At 55.8% G+C, this 20359-nt stretch carries 20 protein-coding genes; 7 read left to right on the top strand and 13 right to left on the bottom strand.

Going from position 1 to position 20359, the window contains the following annotated elements; translation table 11 throughout:
• Positions 1-13: 13 nt before the first annotated feature.
• The 7 genes from EHV15_RS16500 to cobD form a co-directional block, all read right to left on the bottom strand.
• Positions 14-1345 carry an ABC transporter substrate-binding protein gene (locus tag EHV15_RS16500; protein WP_128632163.1) on the bottom strand — a complete coding sequence of 444 codons (1332 nt, stop codon included), beginning with the start codon at positions 1343-1345 and terminating at the stop codon, positions 14-16.
• A gap of 59 nt (positions 1346-1404) precedes the next feature.
• Complete coding sequence (locus EHV15_RS16495; RefSeq protein WP_128632162.1) at positions 1405-2250, bottom strand: carbohydrate ABC transporter permease; 846 nt, start codon at positions 2248-2250, stop codon at positions 1405-1407.
• Between the two features lie 25 nt (positions 2251-2275).
• On the bottom strand, positions 2276-3151 hold the full coding sequence (locus EHV15_RS16490; RefSeq protein WP_128632161.1) for a carbohydrate ABC transporter permease: 876 nt from the start codon (positions 3149-3151) through the stop codon (positions 2276-2278).
• Between the two features lie 121 nt (positions 3152-3272).
• Positions 3273-4025: an IclR family transcriptional regulator gene (locus EHV15_RS16485; RefSeq protein WP_128632160.1), complete on the bottom strand. Its 753-nt coding sequence runs from the start codon at positions 4023-4025 to the stop codon at positions 3273-3275.
• A gap of 377 nt (positions 4026-4402) precedes the next feature.
• Positions 4403-5374 carry an adenosylcobinamide-phosphate synthase CbiB gene (gene cbiB, locus EHV15_RS16480; RefSeq protein WP_128632159.1) on the bottom strand — a complete coding sequence of 324 codons (972 nt, stop codon included), beginning with the start codon at positions 5372-5374 and terminating at the stop codon, positions 4403-4405.
• Positions 5371-6120, bottom strand: coding sequence for an adenosylcobinamide amidohydrolase (locus EHV15_RS16475; RefSeq protein ID WP_128632158.1), 750 nt, complete (start codon positions 6118-6120; stop codon positions 5371-5373). The genes cbiB and EHV15_RS16475 overlap by 4 nt, the downstream gene beginning before the upstream one ends.
• Positions 6121-6124: 4 nt before the next feature.
• A complete protein-coding gene (gene cobD, locus EHV15_RS16470) occupies positions 6125-7219 on the bottom strand; it encodes a threonine-phosphate decarboxylase CobD (RefSeq protein ID WP_246061642.1) in 1095 nt (364 codons plus the stop codon).
• A 232-nt stretch (positions 7220-7451) separates the two neighbouring features.
• On the opposite strand from cobD, the gene lplA reads away from it, so the two are divergent.
• On the top strand, positions 7452-8456 hold the full coding sequence (gene lplA / locus EHV15_RS16465; protein ID WP_128632156.1) for a lipoate--protein ligase: 1005 nt from the start codon (positions 7452-7454) through the stop codon (positions 8454-8456).
• A gap of 32 nt (positions 8457-8488) precedes the next feature.
• On the top strand, positions 8489-9292 hold the full coding sequence (locus tag EHV15_RS16460; protein WP_128632155.1) for a Cof-type HAD-IIB family hydrolase: 804 nt from the start codon (positions 8489-8491) through the stop codon (positions 9290-9292).
• Between the two features lie 105 nt (positions 9293-9397).
• Here EHV15_RS16460 and EHV15_RS16455 read toward each other — a convergent pair whose 3' ends face one another.
• Positions 9398-10183, bottom strand: a complete 786-nt coding sequence (locus tag EHV15_RS16455) for an MBL fold metallo-hydrolase (protein WP_128632154.1) — start codon at positions 10181-10183, stop codon at positions 9398-9400.
• A gap of 236 nt (positions 10184-10419) precedes the next feature.
• Here EHV15_RS16455 and murI point away from each other — a divergent pair, with 236 nt between their 5' ends.
• Positions 10420-11217, top strand: coding sequence for a glutamate racemase (gene murI / locus EHV15_RS16450; protein WP_128632153.1), 798 nt, complete (start codon positions 10420-10422; stop codon positions 11215-11217).
• A 79-nt stretch (positions 11218-11296) separates the two neighbouring features.
• On the opposite strand, the gene EHV15_RS16445 is transcribed toward murI, so the two are convergent.
• Together EHV15_RS16445 and EHV15_RS16440 are read right to left on the bottom strand one after the other, a co-directional pair.
• The gene (locus tag EHV15_RS16445; protein WP_128632152.1) at positions 11297-12166 is read right to left on the bottom strand and encodes an anti-sigma factor; all 870 of its coding nucleotides are present in this window, start codon (positions 12164-12166) and stop codon (positions 11297-11299) included.
• Positions 12141-12752, bottom strand: a complete 612-nt coding sequence (locus EHV15_RS16440; RefSeq protein ID WP_128632151.1) for an RNA polymerase sigma factor — start codon at positions 12750-12752, stop codon at positions 12141-12143. Before EHV15_RS16440 ends, EHV15_RS16445 begins: the two co-directional genes overlap by 26 nt.
• A gap of 385 nt (positions 12753-13137) precedes the next feature.
• Between EHV15_RS16440 and EHV15_RS16435 the strand changes: the two genes are divergently transcribed.
• From EHV15_RS16435 to EHV15_RS16420, 4 genes are all read left to right on the top strand, one after another.
• On the top strand, positions 13138-13563 hold the full coding sequence (locus EHV15_RS16435; protein WP_246061641.1) for a transposase: 426 nt from the start codon (positions 13138-13140) through the stop codon (positions 13561-13563).
• A gap of 645 nt (positions 13564-14208) precedes the next feature.
• Positions 14209-15369, top strand: a complete 1161-nt coding sequence (locus tag EHV15_RS16430; protein WP_128632150.1) for a COG1470 family protein — start codon at positions 14209-14211, stop codon at positions 15367-15369.
• Between the two features lie 3 nt (positions 15370-15372).
• Positions 15373-16377, top strand: a complete 1005-nt coding sequence (locus EHV15_RS16425) for an ABC transporter ATP-binding protein (RefSeq protein WP_128632149.1) — start codon at positions 15373-15375, stop codon at positions 16375-16377.
• Positions 16377-17486, top strand: a complete 1110-nt coding sequence (locus EHV15_RS16420) for an ABC transporter permease (protein ID WP_246061638.1) — start codon at positions 16377-16379, stop codon at positions 17484-17486. The genes EHV15_RS16425 and EHV15_RS16420 overlap by 1 nt, the downstream gene beginning before the upstream one ends.
• Before the next feature lie 220 nt (positions 17487-17706).
• Here the strand turns inward: EHV15_RS16420 and EHV15_RS16415 are convergent, their stop codons facing one another.
• The 3 genes from EHV15_RS16415 to EHV15_RS16405 all read right to left on the bottom strand — a co-directional run bounded on the left by EHV15_RS16415 (position 17707) and on the right by EHV15_RS16405 (position 20312).
• Positions 17707-18771, bottom strand: coding sequence for a sulfate/molybdate ABC transporter ATP-binding protein (locus tag EHV15_RS16415; protein ID WP_128632148.1), 1065 nt, complete (start codon positions 18769-18771; stop codon positions 17707-17709).
• A gap of 306 nt (positions 18772-19077) precedes the next feature.
• Positions 19078-19674, bottom strand: a complete 597-nt coding sequence (locus EHV15_RS16410; RefSeq protein ID WP_128632147.1) for a TetR/AcrR family transcriptional regulator — start codon at positions 19672-19674, stop codon at positions 19078-19080.
• Between the two features lie 5 nt (positions 19675-19679).
• The gene (locus EHV15_RS16405) at positions 19680-20312 is read right to left on the bottom strand and encodes a YigZ family protein (protein WP_128632146.1); all 633 of its coding nucleotides are present in this window, start codon (positions 20310-20312) and stop codon (positions 19680-19682) included.
• Positions 20313-20359: the final 47 nt, after the last annotated feature.

Below are 20359 nucleotides of genomic sequence, written 5' to 3'. Positions count from 1 at the left end.
AAGTTTGATTTGGTTAATGCTTGCCGGCGTTGTAGTTGCCCGCAACCGCGTCCAGCGTCTCCTTGGCCGGAGCGTTCTGGAAAATAATTCTTTGCGCCGCTTTGGCCAGATCCGTGCTCAAAAGGGTATAATCCGCCGGATAGAAAACGATTTGACCGCTTTCGCTTGCCTCCTGCTTCCAGCGCAGCAGTTCCTCGTAGTTCGGCAACGCAGTTACCGCGGCATCCTCGTAAGCGGAGGACAGCACGGGCATAACGCCGGCCTCGGCCCATTTGATCTGCGATTCTTTGCTCAAGTAATATTTAATGAACTCCCACGCCTGATCGGGATGTTTGGTGTTCGCCCCGATCGCCAGCGTCTGGCCGGCGACCATGGTCGGCGCAGGTTGCCCTTTTTCGAACGGAGGCATCGGCATCGTCAGGATGTTTTGGCCGATCTCGGAGCCTCTGATCGCCGAAGCGCGCATCGTTCCCGACACCGCTGTGGCGATGTTGCCGGCTTTGAGCCCGCTTGTGATGTCGTCGGCCGTCATCGAAATCGTCTGATTGTTCATCGCCCCGCTGTCCACCATGTCTTTAAGGAAATTGATCGCTTTGACGCCGGCGTCATCGTTAAACACCGCTTTGCCGTCCGCGTCGAACATCTGGCCGCCCGCCGCCCGCAAAATCGGAATAAAGGTCTCCATGAACGATGCCGCGTTCGCTCCTTCGGACATGCCGACCGCGAATCCCAGCCGGCTGCCGTCTCCCACCTGCTTCGATGCTGCGAGCAGCTCGGGCAGCGTTTCCGGAGCTTTCAGACCGGCCGTGTCGTAAAGGTCTTTCCGGTAGAATAAGGTGAATACCCTCGCCTCCCAAGGCATCGCCATAATTTCGCCGTTCAGCTTAAGCTGGTCCGCCGAATAGATATAATCGTCTTTGCCTTCCTGACCCAGCCATTCCGCCGCGTATTTGGTAATGGGCTGAATCGTCTTGGCTTCGGTATGCATCTTCAACAAATCGGTGTACACGTTCAAAATATCCGGTCCGCCGCCCGAAGCGGTCGCTTGAATAACCTGGGAATCGATCTTGGAAAAGTGAACGCTTTCAACCGAAACTTTGATGTCGCTCTGACTGGCGTTAAAGCTCTCGACGATGCTTTTTAACGCCGCCGATCGCGGATCGTCCTGCTGCTCCGGGTTAAGGAACGTCCACAATCTTAGCTGGGCAGGTTTCCCGGCATCGCCGGCTGCCGAATTGCCCGGCGAGTTTGAGCCGCCCGGCGTTTCCCCTCCCCCCGAATTGCCGCAACCGGCCAGCGCCCCGATCATCACCACGGTAAAGATGAAGGCCCAAAGCTTTTTCATGTTTAATACCCCCCAGTCGTTTAGTTATGTGAAGAGGTTGTCCCTCTTGACACCGCCGATTACCCTTTGACCGCCCCCGCGGATAAGCCGTCCACGAATTTGGACTGCAGACAGACAAACAATACGACTACCGGAATGACCGAGATGACCACGGCGGCCATCAGCTGTCCCCAGTTGATCCCGTACTGGGTAATGTAGTTGTACAGGCCGACGGACAGAAGCCGCAACTCGTCCTTGGTCGTAAAGGAAAAGGCCACGAGAAAATCGTTCCATACATAGATGGCGGACAACAGTGCGCCGGCGGCCAGGCCGGGCTGGGATACGGGAAGAATAAGCTGGTAGAAGGTGCGAAGCGGCGAGCTGCCGTCGACCTTGGCCGCTTCCTCGATCTCCTTGGGGACGGAGTCGAAGAATCCGCGCAGCACCCAAATCAGCATCGGCGTTCGCCAGGCCGTGTAAATCAGGATCATGCCGATAAAGGTGTCATACAAACCGGCCTTGACGGCGGTTAAATAAAGCGGAATCAGAATGGCTATGCCCGGAATCATCGAAGTCATGAGAATCAGGAACAGGATTATTTTTTTGCCCCGGAAATGAAATCTTGAAGCCGCGTACGCCGCATGCGCGGAGATAAACAGGGAAGCCAGAATGGAAACGGCCGCGACCAGTATGCTGTTCAGAAAATAGCGGGGAAAGTTGGAATGAAACAGCACGTTGGCGTAGTTCTCGAAAGTAGGCTGCGCCGGAACCCATTGCGGCGGATACTGCACGATCATCGACTCGGACTTGAGCGATGTGCTGACCGCCCATAAAATCGGGATAAGCGCAAAGGCGGAGCTTAAAATCAATACGATATACACGAGGAAATTAAACCATTTTCCGTTGGACATGAGCCTGCTTTGCATAGCCGCCCCCCCTTTCTTGTGTTCGCTATTCTTTGTTTTTAAGCGCTTTCACATATAGCAAGCTCAAAATGATGTTGAAGCCGAAAAGCAGGACACTGAACGCCGAACCCATGCCGATGTTCCAATATTCGAAGCCTTCCTTGAACGCCCGCAGGCTTAACGTCTCCGTCGCGCTGAACGGTCCGCCGCCGGTAAAGACGTAAATTAATGTCACCATGTTAAAATACTCCAGGCTAAGCATGATCAACGTGACCAGAACCGTAGGTTTGATCAGCGGCAGCGTGATGTGCGTAAACGACTTCCAGCCGGTCGCTCCGTCGACCCGCCCCGCTTCGTAAAGCTCGGACGAAATCGTCTGCAGCGCGGCCAAAATAAGCACCAGCGCGATCGGGAAGGTGTTCCAAACGTTGGCGGCGATCAGCGCGAGATTGGCTCCCCCGCCGGTGCTGAGCAGATCGATCTTGGCGCCGCCGAACCGCTCGATCACATAATTCACGGGACCATAGTTGGCGTTGATCAGCCATTTCCACAGCAGCGCCGTAACCGTTTGCGAAATGACCCAAGGCAAGATGATCGCCGTTCTGAACAAAACTCTGAACTTGATTTTCATATTTAACAGAACAGCCAGCAGCGTGCTTAGGGGAACTACGATTAGAATTGATCCGAATACGTAGACAAATGAATTTCCGATATTTTTGAGACCGCTTTCATTTTTGAAAATGGAGAGAAAATTGCCGGCGCCCACATAAGCTCCCGTTCTTACATATTCCGTTTCGTACATGCTCCATTTCATGGCCACGGCGATCGGATAAAACGATACCATCAAGACCAGCAGCAGCGCGGGGGCCATAAAAGCGTACGCAATCCATTTTTCGCTATTTTTCTTTCCGATCGTCTCCATTCGTCTACCTCCTGCCTTAGATTTCAAAGTATAAATGATGGAAAACGTTCCACATTATAGAACATCGTTCTTAATATTGCGTAAAAAAAGCGGAGTCACCCCTTTCAGGCATACAATGAGATTAAGGCAGCTGTCTTTCGATTTGTTGCTTATGCTGCTTCAGCAGGCCGGCGAAAAACTCGATTTTGTCCTCGTCAAACCGCAAGGAAGGACCGGATATGCTGATCGCCGCGAACGGATACCCTCTTCTGTCCATAATGGGAACACCGACGCCCTTGATTCCGTATTCATGCTCCATGTTGTCTACCGAGTACCCCCTTTTTCTTGATTTGATCAGTTCGGCCCGCATCGCCTCTTTATTGGTGATCGTGTTTTCGGTAAATTGCGTAAAATCGTCCTGCAGCAAACTTTCAAGTTCGTCGTCCGGCAAAAAAGCCAGCATCGCTTTTCCCGTCGCGGTGCAGTACACTGGAGCCATGACGCCCATCTTGGACGTCTCCATGATCGTCCCGGACGTGCAGGCATAGTCCAGATAGAGCACCTGTTTATTGTGCAGAATGGCGTAATATACGATTTCGTCCGTTTCGTTGGCGATTTGCTTGATGTGCGGCTGGATGAAGTCTCTTTCGTGCAGGTTGCTGCTGATAATGTTGCTGAGCTTCAGGATATTGAGACCCAGCTTGTATTTGTTGGTGTGCGGATTTTTGGTCAAATAACCGTGTTTTTCGAAAGTGGATACGATGTTGTGCACATTGCTTTTGTACAAACCAAGCTTGTTGCAGATCTCCGTGATGCCCAGCTCCGGCTCGTCAACGGAAAAGCACTCCAGCACGTCCAACGCTTTGGATAGGGACTTTACTTTGGATTCTTCCATGGGCTAAGGACCTCTCTCCTTTATCATCGTTCTATATTGGAGAACGTCGTTCTATTTCTATATCGTCATTATGGAATGCGCTTTCATTCTTGTCAAGTGGTTTTTTCGACTTTATTTCGACAATTATCCTGTGTACTAGCCTGTTGGAAACTCAGGCGGAAACATAGGGGAAAAAATTGGCGTTATTTCGGCGATATCCCCCATGCTAAGAAAATTAGAGGAAATTTATGTCTCTATTTTCTCGAAATGCAGAAGAATGGACATTTTTTGCAGCGTTCATTGGAAAATAAGGCCATAAAATTCCGCTAATTGTGATGAACAGGCTAGACTCCAGATAATAAGAACATAAAGTTCCGTTACATTTAAGGATCAAGCCGCTAGATCCAGGCAAAACCTCCGCTCCACCACATCCACAGCACCGTGCCCAGCAAGACGAAGGCACCGGCCACCCAAAACAGCAGCCGCGCGGTGCGCGGGATGTCCTCAGGCTCGAGCTCGCGGGTTTTGTCGCCCATATAGGCGCGGAACGAAACGACGCCGCGGTAGCTGTTTTCGCCGCCCAGCCGGACCCCGAGCGCTCCGGCGACGGCCGCCTCCGGGCGGCCGCTGTTCGGGCTCGGATGCTTCGGAGCGTCGCGGCGCACCGTGCGCCAAGCCCGGGCCGCGTCGAGCCGGAGCGTCCAGGCGGCCGCGATCAGCAGCAGCGCCGTCAACCGGGCGGGGATAAAGTTGGCGACGTCGTCCAGCCGGGCGGAAGCCCAACCGAGATCGATGTACTTGTCGTTTTTATAGCCGACCATCGAATCGAGGGTGTTGACCGCCCGGTAAGCCATCGCCAGCGGGGCCCCGCCCAGCAGCGCGAAAAACAGCGGCGACACCACGGCGTCGACGATGTTTTCCGCGACCGTCTCGACGGCGCCGCGCGTAATTTCCGGCGCATCCAGGTGCGCCGTGTCGCGGCCGACGATCATGCCCAGCGATCGCCGGGCCGCGGGAAGGTCGCCGCGCAGCAGGTGGCCGTGCACGTCCATGCCGGCGTCTCGCAGGCCTTTGGCCGCGATCGTCGTCCAGATCAGCGCGGCTTCCGCCAGCGCCGCGAGCCACGGGCTGACCTGGGCCAGGAGCCGCAGCGCTGCCCAGGTCAAGGCAAAGCTGCCGCCGGCGACCAGCAGCGGCAGCAACACCCCCGCCGCGCGGTAGCGGCGGGGAGGGACGAGGCGGCGGAGCGCCGCCTCAAGCGCGGCGACCGCCTTGCCCATCCCGATCACGGGATGGGGCAGCCAGCGCGGGTCGCCGAGCAGCCGGTCGAGCAAATACGCGACCGGCAAAACCCACCACGCCGCCGTCATGGACGCACCACCGCTCCCGTTCCCGCTCTCGCCTCCGCCCTGTGCAGCGACTCCGTCACGGCGGCGTACACCAGGCGGCCCACCGTGCCGCCCAGGTCCGTGGCGGTGCCGGCGTACGCGTGCAGCAGCGGCCAGCCGGCCCGCTGGCTCACGCCGAGCACGACCGCATCGGTCGTGGTGCCGGTGGCCGCAAGGCCGTTCTCGGCGTCGCGCACGCCGAGATCCGCAAGCGCGGCCGTTTTGGCCTCCGTCGCCGTGATCACGGCGTTCACCATCGCCGCCGGCGTCAGCCGGCCGTCCACGGCCAGCATGATATTGATCGTTCCCGGCGTCCAGGAGGCCGGGAACGTCGTCCGCCGCACGCCGGCCCGCGCGGCATTCCCGGTCCCCGCCGTCACGCAGCAGCAGACGGCGAAATCCCCGCCGCGCTCCTCCGCCACCGCGGCGTACCGCAGCTGCACGGCCGTCAGCAATCCGGCGGTCCCCGCCGCCGGATATCCCCACTCGCGCAGCAGCGCCGTAATATCCCGCTGCGGATCGTCGCAGCGGTAAGTCCGGTCAACATAAATGTTGACCATCCGCCGTAACCCCCCCGGCCCGCCGCCAAACACCGAACTGCTGAGGCTATCCAGCTCTTCCGGGGCCTCCAGCAGCAAATGCCGCTCCTCAAAATGAAGGCGCAGCCCCGGCCATACCTCCGAGTTATAAACGGCTCCCGGTTCCCCCGTCACAAAAGGCATCGTCATACTTTTAACCCCTCCGTTCTCCCATTACCTGCCCTATTTCCAGAACCAGCTTCGCGCAGGCCGCCTCATCCTTCACGGCAACGCGAATATCCCGCCCCCCGAGCCCCGGATACATCGCGCAGCTGCGCACCAGCACCCCGCGCCGCCCGAGCGCTTCCTGCATCCGTTCCGCGGTCCAGGGCTCCGGCAAGCGGACGAGCAAAAAGTTCGCTTCCCCCGCCCACGTCCGGCAGCCCAGCCGCCCGAGCGCCTTGCGCAGCCGTTCGCGCTGCCGCTCAACCAATACGATCGTGGCCCGCTCATAATCAGCATCCGTCCGCAGACAAACTTCGCCGGCCAAGAGCGCCAGCATGTTTACACTCCACGTCACCTGCTTGTCCCGCATCGCTGCGGCCAACTGCGGATGCGCCGCCGCAAACCCAAGCCTGAGCCCCGGGATTGCGTAAAACTTCGTCATCGAGCGGATGACGATCAGATGCGGGTACGCTCCCAATTCGGGAAGCAAGGTGCAGCGCCGCCCTTCCGGGATAAAATCGATAAACGCTTCGTCCACCGCCACATAGGTGCCGTACGCTTCCCCGGCCTCAGCGAACCGCCGCAGCTCGTCCAAACCGTACTGCACCCCGTTGGGATTGTTCGGCTGCCCGACAAACACCATGTCCGTGTCGCGGATCAGCCGCACCACCTCGTCCGGGTCGGCCTTGAAATCGCGCGCCTCCGTGCCGAACACCGAAACCACCTCCGCGCCAAACTGCTCCGACAAGCTGCGGTATTCCGAAAAACAGGGCTCGACGATCCCCACTTTTCCCGGAGACAGGGCAAGCAGCGCCAGCGCCATATTTTCCGCTGCCCCGTTGCCGATGACAAACGACGGCTCCGCGAGCCGGTGGCGTTCCGCCAGCAGCGCGACAAGGCGCCGGTGCCCGGGATCCGGGTACCGCACCACCTCCGGCAGCGCTTCCCTGAGCGCTGCCAGCAGCCCCGGGGGCGGACCAAGCGGGTTGATGTTGGCGCTAAAATCCGTAAATCCGCCGGCCGCCGCGCCGTACCTAAGCATTGCCGTTTCCAGGTCTCCCCCGTGTCCGTAAATTTCCAACACGTTTATCATTCCTCTTTTCCGGTTCCGTAAGTCCTGCCACTTTCACCAATGCCCTCATTATGAAGTTCCGGCCAGCCCCCGTCAATCCGCAAAAAACGCGAGCTGAAACTACTCTTTGGTTTCAAGGCTGATTCGTTTACAATAGAAGTAAAGCTGTTTTCATAGATTGCGGAAACGCTCGAACGATGTGTTCGGCCGTCCGCAGGCGAAAAGGATAGGAGGAAGCAAACCTATGTTATTTATCGACAACGAGGGGATTACCGATGCGTCCGTAAACCTGGCCATCGAGGAATACGCCCTCAGACATCTTCCGCTGGAAGACGACAGCTATTTGCTTTTTTATATCAATGCCCCGTCGATCATCATCGGCAAACACCAGAACACGATCGAGGAAATCAATACCGAATACGTCAAGGAAAACGGCGTGCAGGTCGTCCGCCGTCTTTCCGGGGGCGGAGCGGTGTATCACGATCTGGGCAACCTCAATTTCAGCTTCATTACAAAAGATGACGGACAATCGTTCCACAATTTCCGCAAATTTACCGAACCCGTCGTGGAGGCGCTGAAATCGCTGGGCGTCAACGCGGAAATGACCGGGCGCAACGACCTGCAGGTCGGGGAGCAAAAGATTTCCGGCAACGCTCAATTTTCCACGCGCGGGCGGATGTTCAGCCACGGCACGCTGATGTTTAACCTCAATTTGGACAATGTGCAGGCTTCGCTTCACGCCAATCCGGAGAAATTCAAATCGAAAAGCACCAAATCCGTGCGCAGCCGGGTCGCCAACATCATTGATTTTCTGGACAAAAAAATGACGATCGAAGAGTTCCGCGCCGAGCTGCTGCGCCATATTTTCGGGATGGAGCCGGGAGCGGTGCCGCAATATAAATTGACCGAAAGCGATTGGGCCAAAATCCGCGAAATCTCCAACCAGCGCTACAAAAACTGGGACTGGAACTACGGTCTGTCGCCGGAGTGCAACGTCAAACACGCGAAAAAATTCCCGGTCGGGATCATCGATCTGCGCATGAACATCAAGGACGGGCATATTCAGGAGATCAAGATTTACGGCGACTTCTTTGGCGTCGGCGACGTCACCGACATCGAGGACAAGCTGCGGGGCGTAAAATACGAGGAAGAGGCCGTACGCGCCGCGCTGGCCGGCATCGACGTGAAGCATTATTTCGGCAATTTGGAATTTGACGACTTTGTCGGACTGGTGTTCCTTGAGGAATAGGACGCTTTTAGCAAAATAGAAGGAGAGAAACCATGTACAAACTGATAGCGATCGACATTGACGATACTTTGATCAACGACGACAAGGAGGTGACTCCGGCCACCCAGCAGGCGCTGGAGAAGGCGGTGGCAAAAGGCGTCGTGGTCACGCTGGCGACCGGCCGGGCCTACGCTTCCGCGCAGGCGATCGCGCGCCAAACCGGACTCAATGTGCCGATCATTACGTACCAGGGGGCGCTGGTCAAAAACCTGATGGACGAAAAGGTGCTCTACGAGCGTTACGTCCCGATGGAAGCGGCCCGCAAGCTGTTTGAATACTGCATCCGCCGCAACCTGCATCTGCAGACTTACATCGACGACAAGCTGTACGCCCGTGAAGAAAATCAGAAGCTGATCGACTACACGAACCTGAACCGGACCCGCTATTATATCGAACCTGATTTCGAGAAATTGGTCGAACAGCCGACCCCGAAAATGCTGATCATCGACGAGCCCGATTTTCTCGACGAGATCGCCCCGGAGCTTCGCGAGCTGCTGGGCAAAGGCGTGCATATCACGAAATCGAAGCCGAATTTCCTGGAGATCATGCACGAGGAAGGCACCAAAGGCCATGCCCTGAAATTCCTGGCCGGCCATTTCGGCTGCGACCTGTCGCAAACGATCGCCATCGGCGACTCCTGGAACGATCATGAAATGCTGGAGGCCGCCGGCCTCGGCGTGGCAATGGGCAACGCCATCCCGGCCCTGAAGGAAATTGCCGATTTCGTGACGCTCAGCAACAATGAGGACGGCGTCAAACACGTTATTGACAAGTTCGTGCTGAATCCGGAAGCTTAAATCCGCTAAAAGAAAGAGGTTATCCTTGTAAAGCCGCGCGTCTGATCCGGCAAAACCAAGGATAACCTCTTTTTTACCACTATCTCAACCGGTTCCTCCTGCTTCTCAATTCCCCCTCAGACCCTCCAGCCCCACGCACATCCCCGTTCCAGCAAACCCCACGCCGGCCGGCAAGCCGTAATCGCGGCGGAGGTCGATGTCATGCGACATGTGGGTGAACAGCGTCCGCTTCGGCCGGATTTCGCGCAGCAGCTCCAGCGCTTCGGTGACGTCATATACCGATCTGGTGGAAAATTCGGCCTCTTCCCGGTAAAAACTCGTTCCCAGCACCAGCAAATCCAAACCGTGCAGCGGCACCCGCTGCTCCTCCGGCAAAGCGATCGAATCGGAGCAGTAGGCCCAAGAGAAGCCGTTTTTCTCGAGCCGGTAGGCGTACGAAAACCCGTTTTTTCCGTGAAACACCTTCCAGCCGCGGATTTGCCATCCGCCGAGGATGATGCCGTCATCGACCGCATGCATATCGAGTTGTCCTCCCAGCCAGGGATATTGGAGAACGATTGTGTCCAGCACCTCCAGCGGCGCGTACAACTGTCCTCTCCGGTTTAGCCAGCGGCAGGCGTCGGCCCATTCCGGCAACCCGCCGATATGGTCAAAATGGGCGTGCGTCACCAAAATCCGCTCCGCAAAACGCTGGCCTCTCCGCTCCATTCCCGTCCGCCAATCCGGGCCGCAGTCGATCAGGAAGTTCCCTTCCTCCCCCTCGACCGAAACCAGGGAACGGTATCTCCGGTTGACGCCCGAGCTTCGGGCCTCCTCGCAAACCGCACACTCGCAATATACTCTCGGAACCCCCATCGCGTCGCCGGTGCCGATAAATACAAGCTGATCCATACAGGAGTCCGCTCCTTTCCAGCTAAATTTCCATACCCCCATTCTATCCCTTTCGATATATCCGCAACAAGCGAAAACGCCTTTTTTATGCCGGGTAGTGAATATCGACCTTACGGGAAGCACGGCAATATCGTAAAATAAACCATGTCCCTTTCAGAGGAAATAACTATAAATGGTACAGTTAAGGCATGAGTGCTAAAATAAAACAGAAATCATTAACGAGAAGAGTGAAAGCAGTGAGAATAGGATTTTTGGATTCCGGGATCGGCGGGATTACCGTGCTTCACCAGGCGCTGCGGCTGCTGCCGAACGAGGATTACATTTTTTATGCGGATACCTTGCACGTCCCGTACGGCGAAAAACCGAAGGAAGAGGTTAAGGGGTATATTTTTGACGCGGCGGATTTTATTGTGAGCCAAGGCGTAAAGGCCTTGGTCGTGGCCTGCAATACGGCAACCAGCATTGCGATCGAGGATCTCCGCCGGAAATTCGATATTCCGATCGTGGGCATAGAACCGGCCGTAAAACCCGCGGTGCAAAAATGGGAAGGCCGGCGCAAAAAAGTTTTGGTGCTGGCGACGCAATTAACGCTTAACGAGGAGAAGTTCCATAATCTTGTCAAAAGAATCGGCCACGAGGACATCGTGGAAAGTTTGCCTTTACCCGGTTTGGTTCGTTTTGCGGAAAAGTTCGAATTCGCCGAAGAAATCGCAGTGCCCTATTTGCAGGAGCAATTGTCCTCCTTGGATCTGACCCAGTACGGAACCGTTGTTCTGGGTTGCACGCATTTCCCTTATTTTGAAAATAGCCTTAGACAGCTGTTTCCGCCGGAAGTGGATATCATCTCGGGGAGTTTCGGAACCGCCAAAAACTTAAAACGCATCCTCGAAGCAAGGCGGCAATTAAACGAAGGTACAGGGGATATCGTGTTTTACCAATCCGGCACGAAGGTCGAAGATCAGCAAACCTTGACGAATTACAAAAAGCTGTTGGCCATGCTGGAGGAATTGTATTCCCGTCCGAAACAAGTCTAATCGCCGAAAAAGCGCGAGCCGCCAGGATTATCCCCAGCGCTCGCGCTCTTTTTGTGTCCATGCCCCACCCGGCGGACGGCTAACGCCCCAGCAAATCCAAAGAGATTGTATTCAAAAGCGGCTTTCCTTCCGGCGCACCGCCCGCCGGTTCGATCGTAAGCTCCAGGTTGTCGGCGTCGCTTAATGTTTTGTCCTTGACGTAAAGATGGGCCCGGTTGGCGTGGTACTGCAAGAGGCCCAGGCTGTCGCGCATGCCCTCCTTGACGATCCATACCCTCACCAGTTGATCTTTATCCGGGACGAGCCCGCCGACCAGCATCAGCATCTCCCGGGAATCGGCGTTATACCAGACCATGCCGCCGTCCGGCTCCAGCCGCCCCATATCGATCTGATAAGATATCGTCCCCGGCTTGGACATCACCGGCAGCGCCTCGGGCTCATAGGTTTGCACATAGCGGTCCCACTTAGCATCCGGCTGCGTCAAGCGGCCGATACCGACCCCTATCCCGATCAGCACCATCAAAACAGCGGCAAACGATACCGTCCATTTCCAGCGGTGCGCAAAAAAACGGGAAACGCCGAGCCGCCACCCGGTCATTTGTACCCGGAGGCGCAGTTTTCTGCGGATCGAGTCGGAAGGGACCTTGGCCGGCAGACCGTAATCTTCGCCGGCGTACGCCAGAGCATAAGCCGGTTCTTTCGTCTTCTCATCCGCGGCGTCTTGGCCGCCGCCGCGAATGTCCAAAATTTCTTCCCAGCGCCGCTTATGCTCAAGGCAGACCGCGCATGAAGTTAAATGAGCCGCCATCTCCGAACGTTTCACCGCCGCCAGCGAGCCCAGCAGCCAGTCGATCCACTCTTGCTCCGAATACAAGCGGACGCAGGCACCCGGATCGTCCGCTTTCCGTTTCACCCCGCTGGTGCTAGGATCGATGTGTCGTCCGCTCATGCGGATTCCCTCCCTCCAGCTGATCCCCCCAGCCCTGTTTTTCCAATTGCTTGCGCAAATTGTGCAGCCCGTACCGGACCCACGATTTCACCGTGCCGATCGGTACGCTCCAGGCCTCCGACATTTGGCGCTGGGTCCGCAGCGCGTAATAGGAGCCCATGATCGCTTTTTTCTGCGGCTCCGGCAGCGTATAAATCGCGGTGCGGATCGCTTCGCGCTCCAGTCTGGACAACACCTCGTCTTCGCCCGAACCGCCGGCCCCTTCCGTTTTCCGCTGCAACGCCTCATCCCCGGGGTATTCCAACCGTGCCTTGCGCCGCATCCGGTCGAGGCTGCGGCTCCGCGTCATGACGGCCAGCCATGCCTTGATCGAGCCGCGGGCCGGATCGTAATCTTTGCCTCGGCGGAGTACTTCGATGAATACTTCGTGGCAAACATCCTCGGCTTCCATCCGTTCTCCGACCAAACGGCTGGCCACCTGCATCACAAATGGAGAAAACTCAGCGTAAAACGCATCAAACGCTTGCACCGAACCGCCGCACATCTCGCGCAGGCGCCGCGTCATCTCTTCATTTTGCAGGTCCATTCCCTTCCCTCCCGCAAATTATTCTCCCCTTCCTATTTAATTTTCGTTTTACCAAAAACGCTTCCTTTTGAAAACCCTAATTTTTTTTCGGCTCAAAACTGAGATCATTGCTTGACGAAATAAATGATGACTTTAGGTGGTTGTCCTGAGGGGCTGTCTATAGCGTTCGTGTCTCGGTGTCCCTGCCTGCAGCCTGCCTTTGCACGATTATACCTTTCGTTCAGGGGGCGGGGGTGAGGACTAGTGTACGGGATAAAGAAAAAAAGAAAAGGAAAAAATGAGGCGGTCCAGGCGAGATTTTCGACTTGATTAGAGAACGTATGTTTGGTATAATGAAATAAATCGAACTCACGTTCGTTTATTCTTGATTTGGGGGCGAGCGGATATGGAGGTCAATGCGGGAACGGATCTTCAACCATTCAGCAGCCGTTATAACAGCGAGCAGGACTGCATGGAAGCGTTGATCCCGATGAAGAGGTCAAGCGGCTTTGTCTGTCCGCGCTGCGCTCACACCCGGTGCAGCCGTCTGACTTCCCGGCATATCCCCTTATTCGAGTGCGGAAAGTGCAAGCATCAAACATCGGCTTTGGTCGGCACGATTTTTAAAGGAACGCATCTCCCCCTGGTGAAGTGGTTTCAGGCGCTGGAGTTGTTGCAGCTCCCTGACGGCATCTCAGCGATGCGGCTGCGCCAGGTGATCCGGGTCATCTACAAAACCGCCTGGTCGATGCTGCACACAATACGCCATGCCGCCCTAGAGTTCGATGCCCGGGAGCTGCTCTCTGGAGACGTGAAGGTGAACAGCGATTAGTATGGGCGTAATCCGTCCCGATGTCAGCTTACACATCCGTACGCCGCCGGCTGCCTGCCCGGAGCGGAAGAAACGATGCGGCAGCAGTTGCTGCACATGTGTGTGGCGATTCCGGCGATTCCTTACCGCCGGCTGATCGCACATCAACCGAATCAGCCCCTCGCGGCTGCAGCCTAATAGAAATGCTTGAACGGTACAGACGTTGCTACAAACGGATTTCAGGCTGCAGCAAGATCACGGTCTTTTCATTTTTCCCGGTGTCTTGCCCTATCCCTCCTGTCAGGTCTGCTTCACTTCTCCTAAACCTTCTTCTCCAAAACCTGTCTAATGATCTCGAACATAACTGCTTCTCCCGAACATTTCTTCTCCTAAACATATCTACTTCTCACAAATTTATCTCCTTCACCTGAAGTTATCTTCTTCTCTGCTTCCTGATCAAACGGGATAATCGTGCAAAGCGTCCTGACAACGGATATTGCTCTGCTTTCAACGCTCTTCCGCCATTTCTTTCCACGATCAGTTGCCGGCTTGAATGTCAAACACTGATTATTAGGTTGAGTCTTTTTTCCCGGCGAATAAATCCAACCCGTTTTCCCGTTCGTATCCTTTATGAAACAACATTTTAGCCATAGGGGGATCAAAGAGATGCTTCAATTTTTTCGAAAAGCGGCGCTGACGCTGCTCATCTTGTTTACTGCGCTCGGGGGCAGCGCTCTGGGCGGCTCGGGCAAAGCTTCCGCGGCCGGCTCGCTGGAGCTGTACACCCCGTATCTCGAGTGGTCGGCCGCTCCCGGCGAAACCGTCTCTTATTCGATCGACCTCGTCAACCACGGGTCGGCCACCGCTTCCGCCAGCCTGTCGCTGGAGACCGCGCACAGGGATTGGACCTATGACATGTCCGCAGGCGGGCGGGCCATTTCCCGGCTTGCCGTAAAACCCGGGGAATCGCAAACTTTTACACTGGACTTGGAAGTGCCGCTGAAGGTCGATAAGGGCCGTTATGCCTTTACTTTGAAAGCTGATCAGACCACGCTTCCGCTCGTCGTCAACGTCTCGGAGCAAGGCACCTTCAAAACGGAGCTAACCCTGGATCAAGCGAACATGGAGGGCCATTCCGACTCCACGTTCACGTACAGCGCGATGCTGCGGAACCGGACGACGCAAAAACAAACTTACGCCTTAACCGCCCAGGCCGAGCAAGGCTGGGACGTCCGGTTCAAAGCGGATTCCAACAGCGTGACCTCCGTGGAAGTCGAACCGAACGCGGAAAAAACGATCTCGATCGAGGTCAAGCCGCCGGAACAAATCAAAGCCGGCACCTACGATATCCCGATCGCGGCCGCCAGCGGCGACTCGACGGCAAATGCAAGCATCGAAGCGGTCGTTACCGGCACCTACGATATGAAGTTTACGACATCCAATGAAGTCCTTAGCACGGACGTTAGAGCGGGCTCCGAACGCAAGCTGACGTTTGTGGTGCAAAATACCGGTTCGGCCGATCTGCAGGACCTTTCTTTTTCGTCGAGCGCGCCAACCGACTGGGAGGTTTCCTTTGAACCGTCCACGATCAATGCCATCGCCCCCGGAGAGAGCAAGCAGGTCCAGGCCACGATCAAATCGAGCGAAAAAGCGCTGGCCGGAGACTACGTCGTCAGCCTGACCGCTTCTTCCGCCAATAAAAGCGCGAACGCCGATCTGCGGGTGACGGTGAAATCGTCCGTATTATGGGGATGGGTGGGAGTTCTCATCATACTGGCCGTCTGCGCGGGGATTTACTACTTGTTCCGGAAATACGGGAGAAGATAAACGATGGTGACCGGCATGAATCCCACAGTGGTTGCCGCCGATGGTCAACCTGTCGTGCAGCTCAGCCAGTTAACCAAAAAATACGGAGAAGCCACCGCCGTAGACCATCTCGACCTAAGTATTTCGCGCGGGGAAATTTTCGGATTGCTTGGCCCGAACGGCGCCGGAAAAACGACGACGATCCTCATGATGCTGGGGCTGACCGAGCCGACTTCCGGGCACGCCCGGATTTGCGGCTTCGATCCGGCGCGCGAAGCGCTCCGCGTGAAACGGATTGTCGGCTACCTCCCTGACGACATCGGCTTCTACGAGGACCGGACCGCGCTGGACAATTTGGTATATACCGCCAGACTGAACGGAACTCCGCAAAAAGAAGCCGTCCAGCGGGCCGGAGAGCTGCTGGAGAAAACCGGCCTTACCGCGCACAGCGGCAAAAAGGTCGGGGCGTTCTCCCGCGGGATGCGGCAGCGTCTGGGACTGGCCGACGTATTGATCAAAAACCCGGAGGTCGTCATCCTCGACGAACCGACGCTTGGCATCGACCCGGAAGGGGTCCGCGAGCTGCTGGGGCTGATCTCCTCACTGAGCCGCGACGAGAAGCTGACAGTGCTGTTGTCTTCGCATCATTTGCATCAGGTCCAGCAAATCTGCGACCGGGTCGGCTTGTTCGTTCAGGGCAAGCTGATTGCCGTCGGCGATATCCAAACGTTGTCGAAACAGCTGGACGAAGACGGCAAAACTTACATCGAGGTAGGCACCAAAACCTGGACGGAAGCGCTCGCGGACCAAATCAAGCAGCTGGACGGCGTACAGGAAATCCGCTATTCGGAGGCGGATGGCGCGGAGCATGACCAAGGCGTTACCGCGACGGTCGCCTGCAGCCGCGACCTGACGGCGCAAATCGCCGAAACCGTCATCCGCGCCGAAGCGGAGCTCGTGTACATCCGGCGCAAAGCGTATGGTTTGGATGACATTTACCATCGATACTTCGAAAGGAGAGGAGAGTAATGATGCCTAACGGCAAGATGGCGTGGAACTTTTCTTCCGTGAAGGAAACGCTGCATCTGAAAGATATACGGAAGCGGATGCAAAAAACGCTGCATGAGCTTCTTCCCCGCCGCGATGCGGAAGACGGAAGCGGCGTCCGGGTGCGCTCCTCTTCCTCGTTTTGGGTGATGGTGCAAAAAGAGCTCGGCGATCATCTTCACAGCTGGAGGTTCGGCATCCTGATGGGGATCATCGTCCTGGCCTGCATCGGCTCGATTTATTCCGCGGTCACCGCGATCGCCGGCGGCAGCGCCACGAGTGACAGCGGAGGCGGAGACACCTTTTTGTTCCTGAAAATGTACACGCTGACCAGTTCCTCCCTGGCGGTGCCGTCCTTTGCCACCTTCCTGTCCTGGCTGGGGCCGCTGATCGGCATTACGCTCGGGTTTGACGCCGTCAATTCCGAGCGGAACAAGGGCACCTTGGGCCGGCTGCTGTCGCAGCCGATCTACCGGGACGATTTTATCAAAGCCAAGTTTGTGTCGTCCCTGTTCATGATTGGGATCGTCGTGTTTTCGCTGGGATTCCTGGTGATGGGGCTTGGCCTGATGACGATCGGGTATCCGCCGACGCCGGAGGAATTCGGGCGGATCCTCATCTTCCTGCTGATCGCGGTCGTCTACATCGGCTTCTGGCTATGTCTGGCGATTTTGTTCTCGATCCGTTTCCGCCAGGCGGCCACCTCGGCGCTTTCTTCGATTGCCGTCTGGCTGTTTTTCACGATTTTTTACAGCATGATCATCAACATGATCGACAGCGCCACGGCCGTTTCGCAAATGGCGGCGGCGGACGTGCAGCTGCGGCAAATGAACTTTATCCTGACGCTGAACCGGCTGTCCCCGACGGAGTTGTTTTCGGAGACGATCACAACGATGCTGTCCCCCGGCGTCCGCTCGCTGGGGCCGCTGACGATGGACCAGCTCATCGGAGCGATTGCCAGCCCGCTGTCGCTGGGGCAAAGCCTGCTGCTGATCTGGCCGCAGCTCACCGGTTTGCTTGCGGCCACAATGATCTGCTTCGGCCTGTCCTACGTGCTGTTCATGCGCCAGGAAGTGCGTTCGAGAGTGTAAATTTGGAGTAGAGTGCATTTGGAGTGTGCGAGAAACTTTGGTGCGGATAATATTCTAAATAGAAATGGCGGCTTAAACGCGGTTTCCGGGCAAATAGACGGCCCCACACCGCCTCTTAACGGGTGTGGGGCCGCCTTTTTTGCCGGTTCGGTTGGCAGGGACGGCGTCTGATTGGAAATATCCACCCACCAATCTATTGGATTTCTCCAATGGAATAATGTCAGATAATGACGCTAAGCGGATCAGCTTTCAGCGGGTTTTCCAAAATCCAGCTGCGCTCGTCGTTGAACAGATAAGCCCGGTGGACGAGCACACGCACCTCTTGCCCGGGTTTGAGCGTCTCCTTTTCCAGCGAGCGGAAGGTCGTTAACGTATGGCCCCCCACTTCAACTTCCACCAGCCATTCGCTGCCGCGGAAATGCAGGTGCTTCACGGTCCCCGGCGCCGTGGCGGAAAGGAGGGTAAACTCGTGTTCGTTTCCCACCTCGATGTATTCCGGCCGGATCAGTGCCCGCGTCCCGGGTCCGCCGCTTTCTACCTCAAACCCTTTGAGGTCGGCCGCCCGCTCGACCAAGGTCGATTGCCCGATAAACGAGGCGACAAACGGGGTTTGCGGCTCCTTGTAAATATCCCAGGGTGTGCCTTTCTGCTCAAGGCGTCCCTGATTAATAATCATGATTTCATCGGCCACTTCGATCGCTTCATCCTGGTCATGGGTGACGAATATCGACGTAATGCCGACCCGCTCGATCAGCTCCCGCAGCCAGGAACGCAGTTCCTGGCGGATTTTCGCGTCGATCGCCGCAAACGGTTCGTCAAGCAGGAGCAACTGCGGCTGGGGCGCCAAAGCGCGGGCAAAAGCGACCCGCTGCCGCTGCCCGCCGGACAGCTGATGCGGATAACGGCTCTCAAAGCCCTTGAGCCCGGTCAATTCGACAAGCTCCATCACCCGGCTCCGAACCTCTGCTTTAGGTACTTTTTTAACCTGCAGGCCAAACGCAATATTATCAAAAACGGTCATATGTTTAAATAATGCGTAACTTTGAAATACGAAGCCGATGCCCCGTTCCTGGGGAGCGAGTTCGTTCACCCGTTTTCCATGAAACAAAATCTCCCCGGCATCCGGCTGCTCCAATCCGGCCAGCATCCGCAAAATCGACGTTTTGCCGCCGCCGCTGGGACCCAGCAAACCGATCAGTTGCCCCTTCTCGATCCCAAAGCTAACATTTTGTACGGCATGAAAAGCGCCGAAATGTTTATCCAGGTTTCGTACTTCAACATGCATGCAAAGCCACATCCTTTCCAGATTCCGCAAGCCACCCACGCCGTCAAACCATCATTCGATCTATTCTGATGCAAATACTCGGTTTTATATATATGGATAGATTACCAAACCCCAGGGCTTCCGTCAATCCGCAAATGGGCGGCGGCCAAGCGTTCGGGAAAGATATTTATGGCAAAAAAATAAAACCAGCTGTTTACGAAATGAACTGTTTCATCTCGCCTCCACCGGTTTTGCAAAGCAATGTTATAAAGTATTGATGCTATGATGGTGTAAATGGTTAAAGCGTTAAGTTAAAACAAAAACGCCTCATGACGTTATCCGGTAACAGCCGTGGCTCAAAATTTTCACATGGGCTACCGCCGCGGCCTTGATTTCCTCAAAGGTCAGCCGATCCTGAATGTAATAAGAGATAAATCCATGCATCCCCAAAAACATGCTGAGCGGAAGGGACGGATTATTTTCCATCGGGTGCTTCTCCTCCTGCAAAAAACTGCGAACGATGGATTCGAACATATTAAAGCATTTGGTTTGCTCGCTGCGGCAATACGCCAATATTTCCTCATCCCTCAGCATAAACATGATTTCGTATTGGTGCGGATGCTCCAAGCCGAACTTGATGAATTCCAGCATCAGCTGCTCGGTCTTGGTCAAACCTTCCGCGGGCGCACGTTTGGCTACCTGCTCGCACAGATGGGTTAAAGATTCGAAATCCTTGACCACGATAGCGTAAAACAATTCGGCTTTTTCTTTGAAGTGATAATACAACGAGCCGTGACTATATCCCAAATGCTGACCGATGCTCCGCATGGAAATTCCGCGGTACCCCTTCGTGATGAATAAATGCCGGGCCGCTTCCATAATTCTTTCTCTCGACAATTCTTGATCTACTGCTCTTCTTGCCATAGGCGTTATTCCCCTTCGATAAAGTAAACCTGGTCACCTTCCGTCATCAGCGCCTGTCCCCCCGTCAGATCCGTCATCCAAGCGATGAAGGCCTGTGCTTCATGGTGAAGCGGCAGACAGCAGAGCGTCACCTTATCCGCAAAGACCGTGTCCCCCGTACGGATTCCGCGGTTTCGCAGTTCATTTTCCACCTTGCCCAGCCAAGTATATTCCAGTTCCACAAAAATTTCCTGGTGCAGCACCCGGGTAATGGCTTCCCCCGCTTCGATCGCCGCAACCGCCCCGTCCGTATAGGCGCGGATGAGACCACCGGCCCCCAGCATGATTCCCCCAAAATACCGGGTAACGACGATGGCGACATTTTTGAGGCCCTGATTTTTGATAACCTCCAAAATCGGCTTTCCGGCGGTGCCGCTTGGCTCCCCATCATCCGACTGCTTCTGGATTTCATCCCGCTCGCCGATCATATAAGCGGAACAATTATGCGTGGCGTTCCAATGCTTTTTTTTGATTTCCTCAATAAAAGCAATCGCTTCATCTTCCGTTTCCGCTGGCATGACGTGTCCGATAAACCTCGATTTCTTGATGACGATTTCTTTCTCGCCGGCTCCTCGAACCGTCTTATACCGTTCCAACATATGAATCCATCCTTATGAATGTGCCAAGAAGCAGCCCGGCCGAAACG

It is taken from the genome of Paenibacillus oralis (assembly GCF_003863965.1).
Lineage (GTDB): Bacteria > Bacillota > Bacilli > Paenibacillales > Paenibacillaceae > Fontibacillus > Fontibacillus oralis.
Note: the sequence above shows the minus strand (reverse complement) of the source record. Positions and strands in the feature narration are given on the sequence as shown.

Bases quoted from the DNA above. Each gene is read 5' to 3' on its own strand.
- EHV15_RS16445 (WP_128632152.1), bottom strand. From the start codon at position 12,166: ATGAGCGGACGACACATCGATCCTAGCACCAGCGGGGTGAAACGGAAA.
- EHV15_RS16490 (WP_128632161.1), bottom strand. From the start codon at position 3,151: ATGGAGACGATCGGAAAGAAAAATAGCGAAAAATGGATTGCGTACGCT.
- EHV15_RS16495 (WP_128632162.1), bottom strand. From the start codon at position 2,250: ATGCAAAGCAGGCTCATGTCCAACGGAAAATGGTTTAATTTCCTCGTG.
- EHV15_RS16440 (WP_128632151.1), bottom strand. From the start codon at position 12,752: ATGGACCTGCAAAATGAAGAGATGACGCGGCGCCTGCGCGAGATGTGC.
- EHV15_RS16410 (WP_128632147.1), bottom strand. From the start codon at position 19,674: ATGGCAAGAAGAGCAGTAGATCAAGAATTGTCGAGAGAAAGAATTATG.
- EHV15_RS16435 (WP_246061641.1), top strand. From the start codon at position 13,138: ATGGAGGTCAATGCGGGAACGGATCTTCAACCATTCAGCAGCCGTTAT.
- EHV15_RS16485 (WP_128632160.1), bottom strand. From the start codon at position 4,025: ATGGAAGAATCCAAAGTAAAGTCCCTATCCAAAGCGTTGGACGTGCTG.
- EHV15_RS16415 (WP_128632148.1), bottom strand. From the start codon at position 18,771: ATGCATGTTGAAGTACGAAACCTGGATAAACATTTCGGCGCTTTTCAT.
- EHV15_RS16430 (WP_128632150.1), top strand. From the start codon at position 14,209: ATGCTTCAATTTTTTCGAAAAGCGGCGCTGACGCTGCTCATCTTGTTT.
- EHV15_RS16425 (WP_128632149.1), top strand. From the start codon at position 15,373: ATGGTGACCGGCATGAATCCCACAGTGGTTGCCGCCGATGGTCAACCT.
- EHV15_RS16420 (WP_246061638.1), top strand. From the start codon at position 16,377: ATGATGCCTAACGGCAAGATGGCGTGGAACTTTTCTTCCGTGAAGGAA.
- EHV15_RS16460 (WP_128632155.1), top strand. From the start codon at position 8,489: ATGTACAAACTGATAGCGATCGACATTGACGATACTTTGATCAACGAC.
- lplA (WP_128632156.1), top strand. From the start codon at position 7,452: ATGTTATTTATCGACAACGAGGGGATTACCGATGCGTCCGTAAACCTG.
- EHV15_RS16475 (WP_128632158.1), bottom strand. From the start codon at position 6,120: ATGACGATGCCTTTTGTGACGGGGGAACCGGGAGCCGTTTATAACTCG.
- EHV15_RS16455 (WP_128632154.1), bottom strand. From the start codon at position 10,183: ATGGATCAGCTTGTATTTATCGGCACCGGCGACGCGATGGGGGTTCCG.
- cbiB (WP_128632159.1), bottom strand. From the start codon at position 5,374: ATGACGGCGGCGTGGTGGGTTTTGCCGGTCGCGTATTTGCTCGACCGG.
- EHV15_RS16405 (WP_128632146.1), bottom strand. From the start codon at position 20,312: ATGTTGGAACGGTATAAGACGGTTCGAGGAGCCGGCGAGAAAGAAATC.
- EHV15_RS16500 (WP_128632163.1), bottom strand. From the start codon at position 1,345: ATGAAAAAGCTTTGGGCCTTCATCTTTACCGTGGTGATGATCGGGGCG.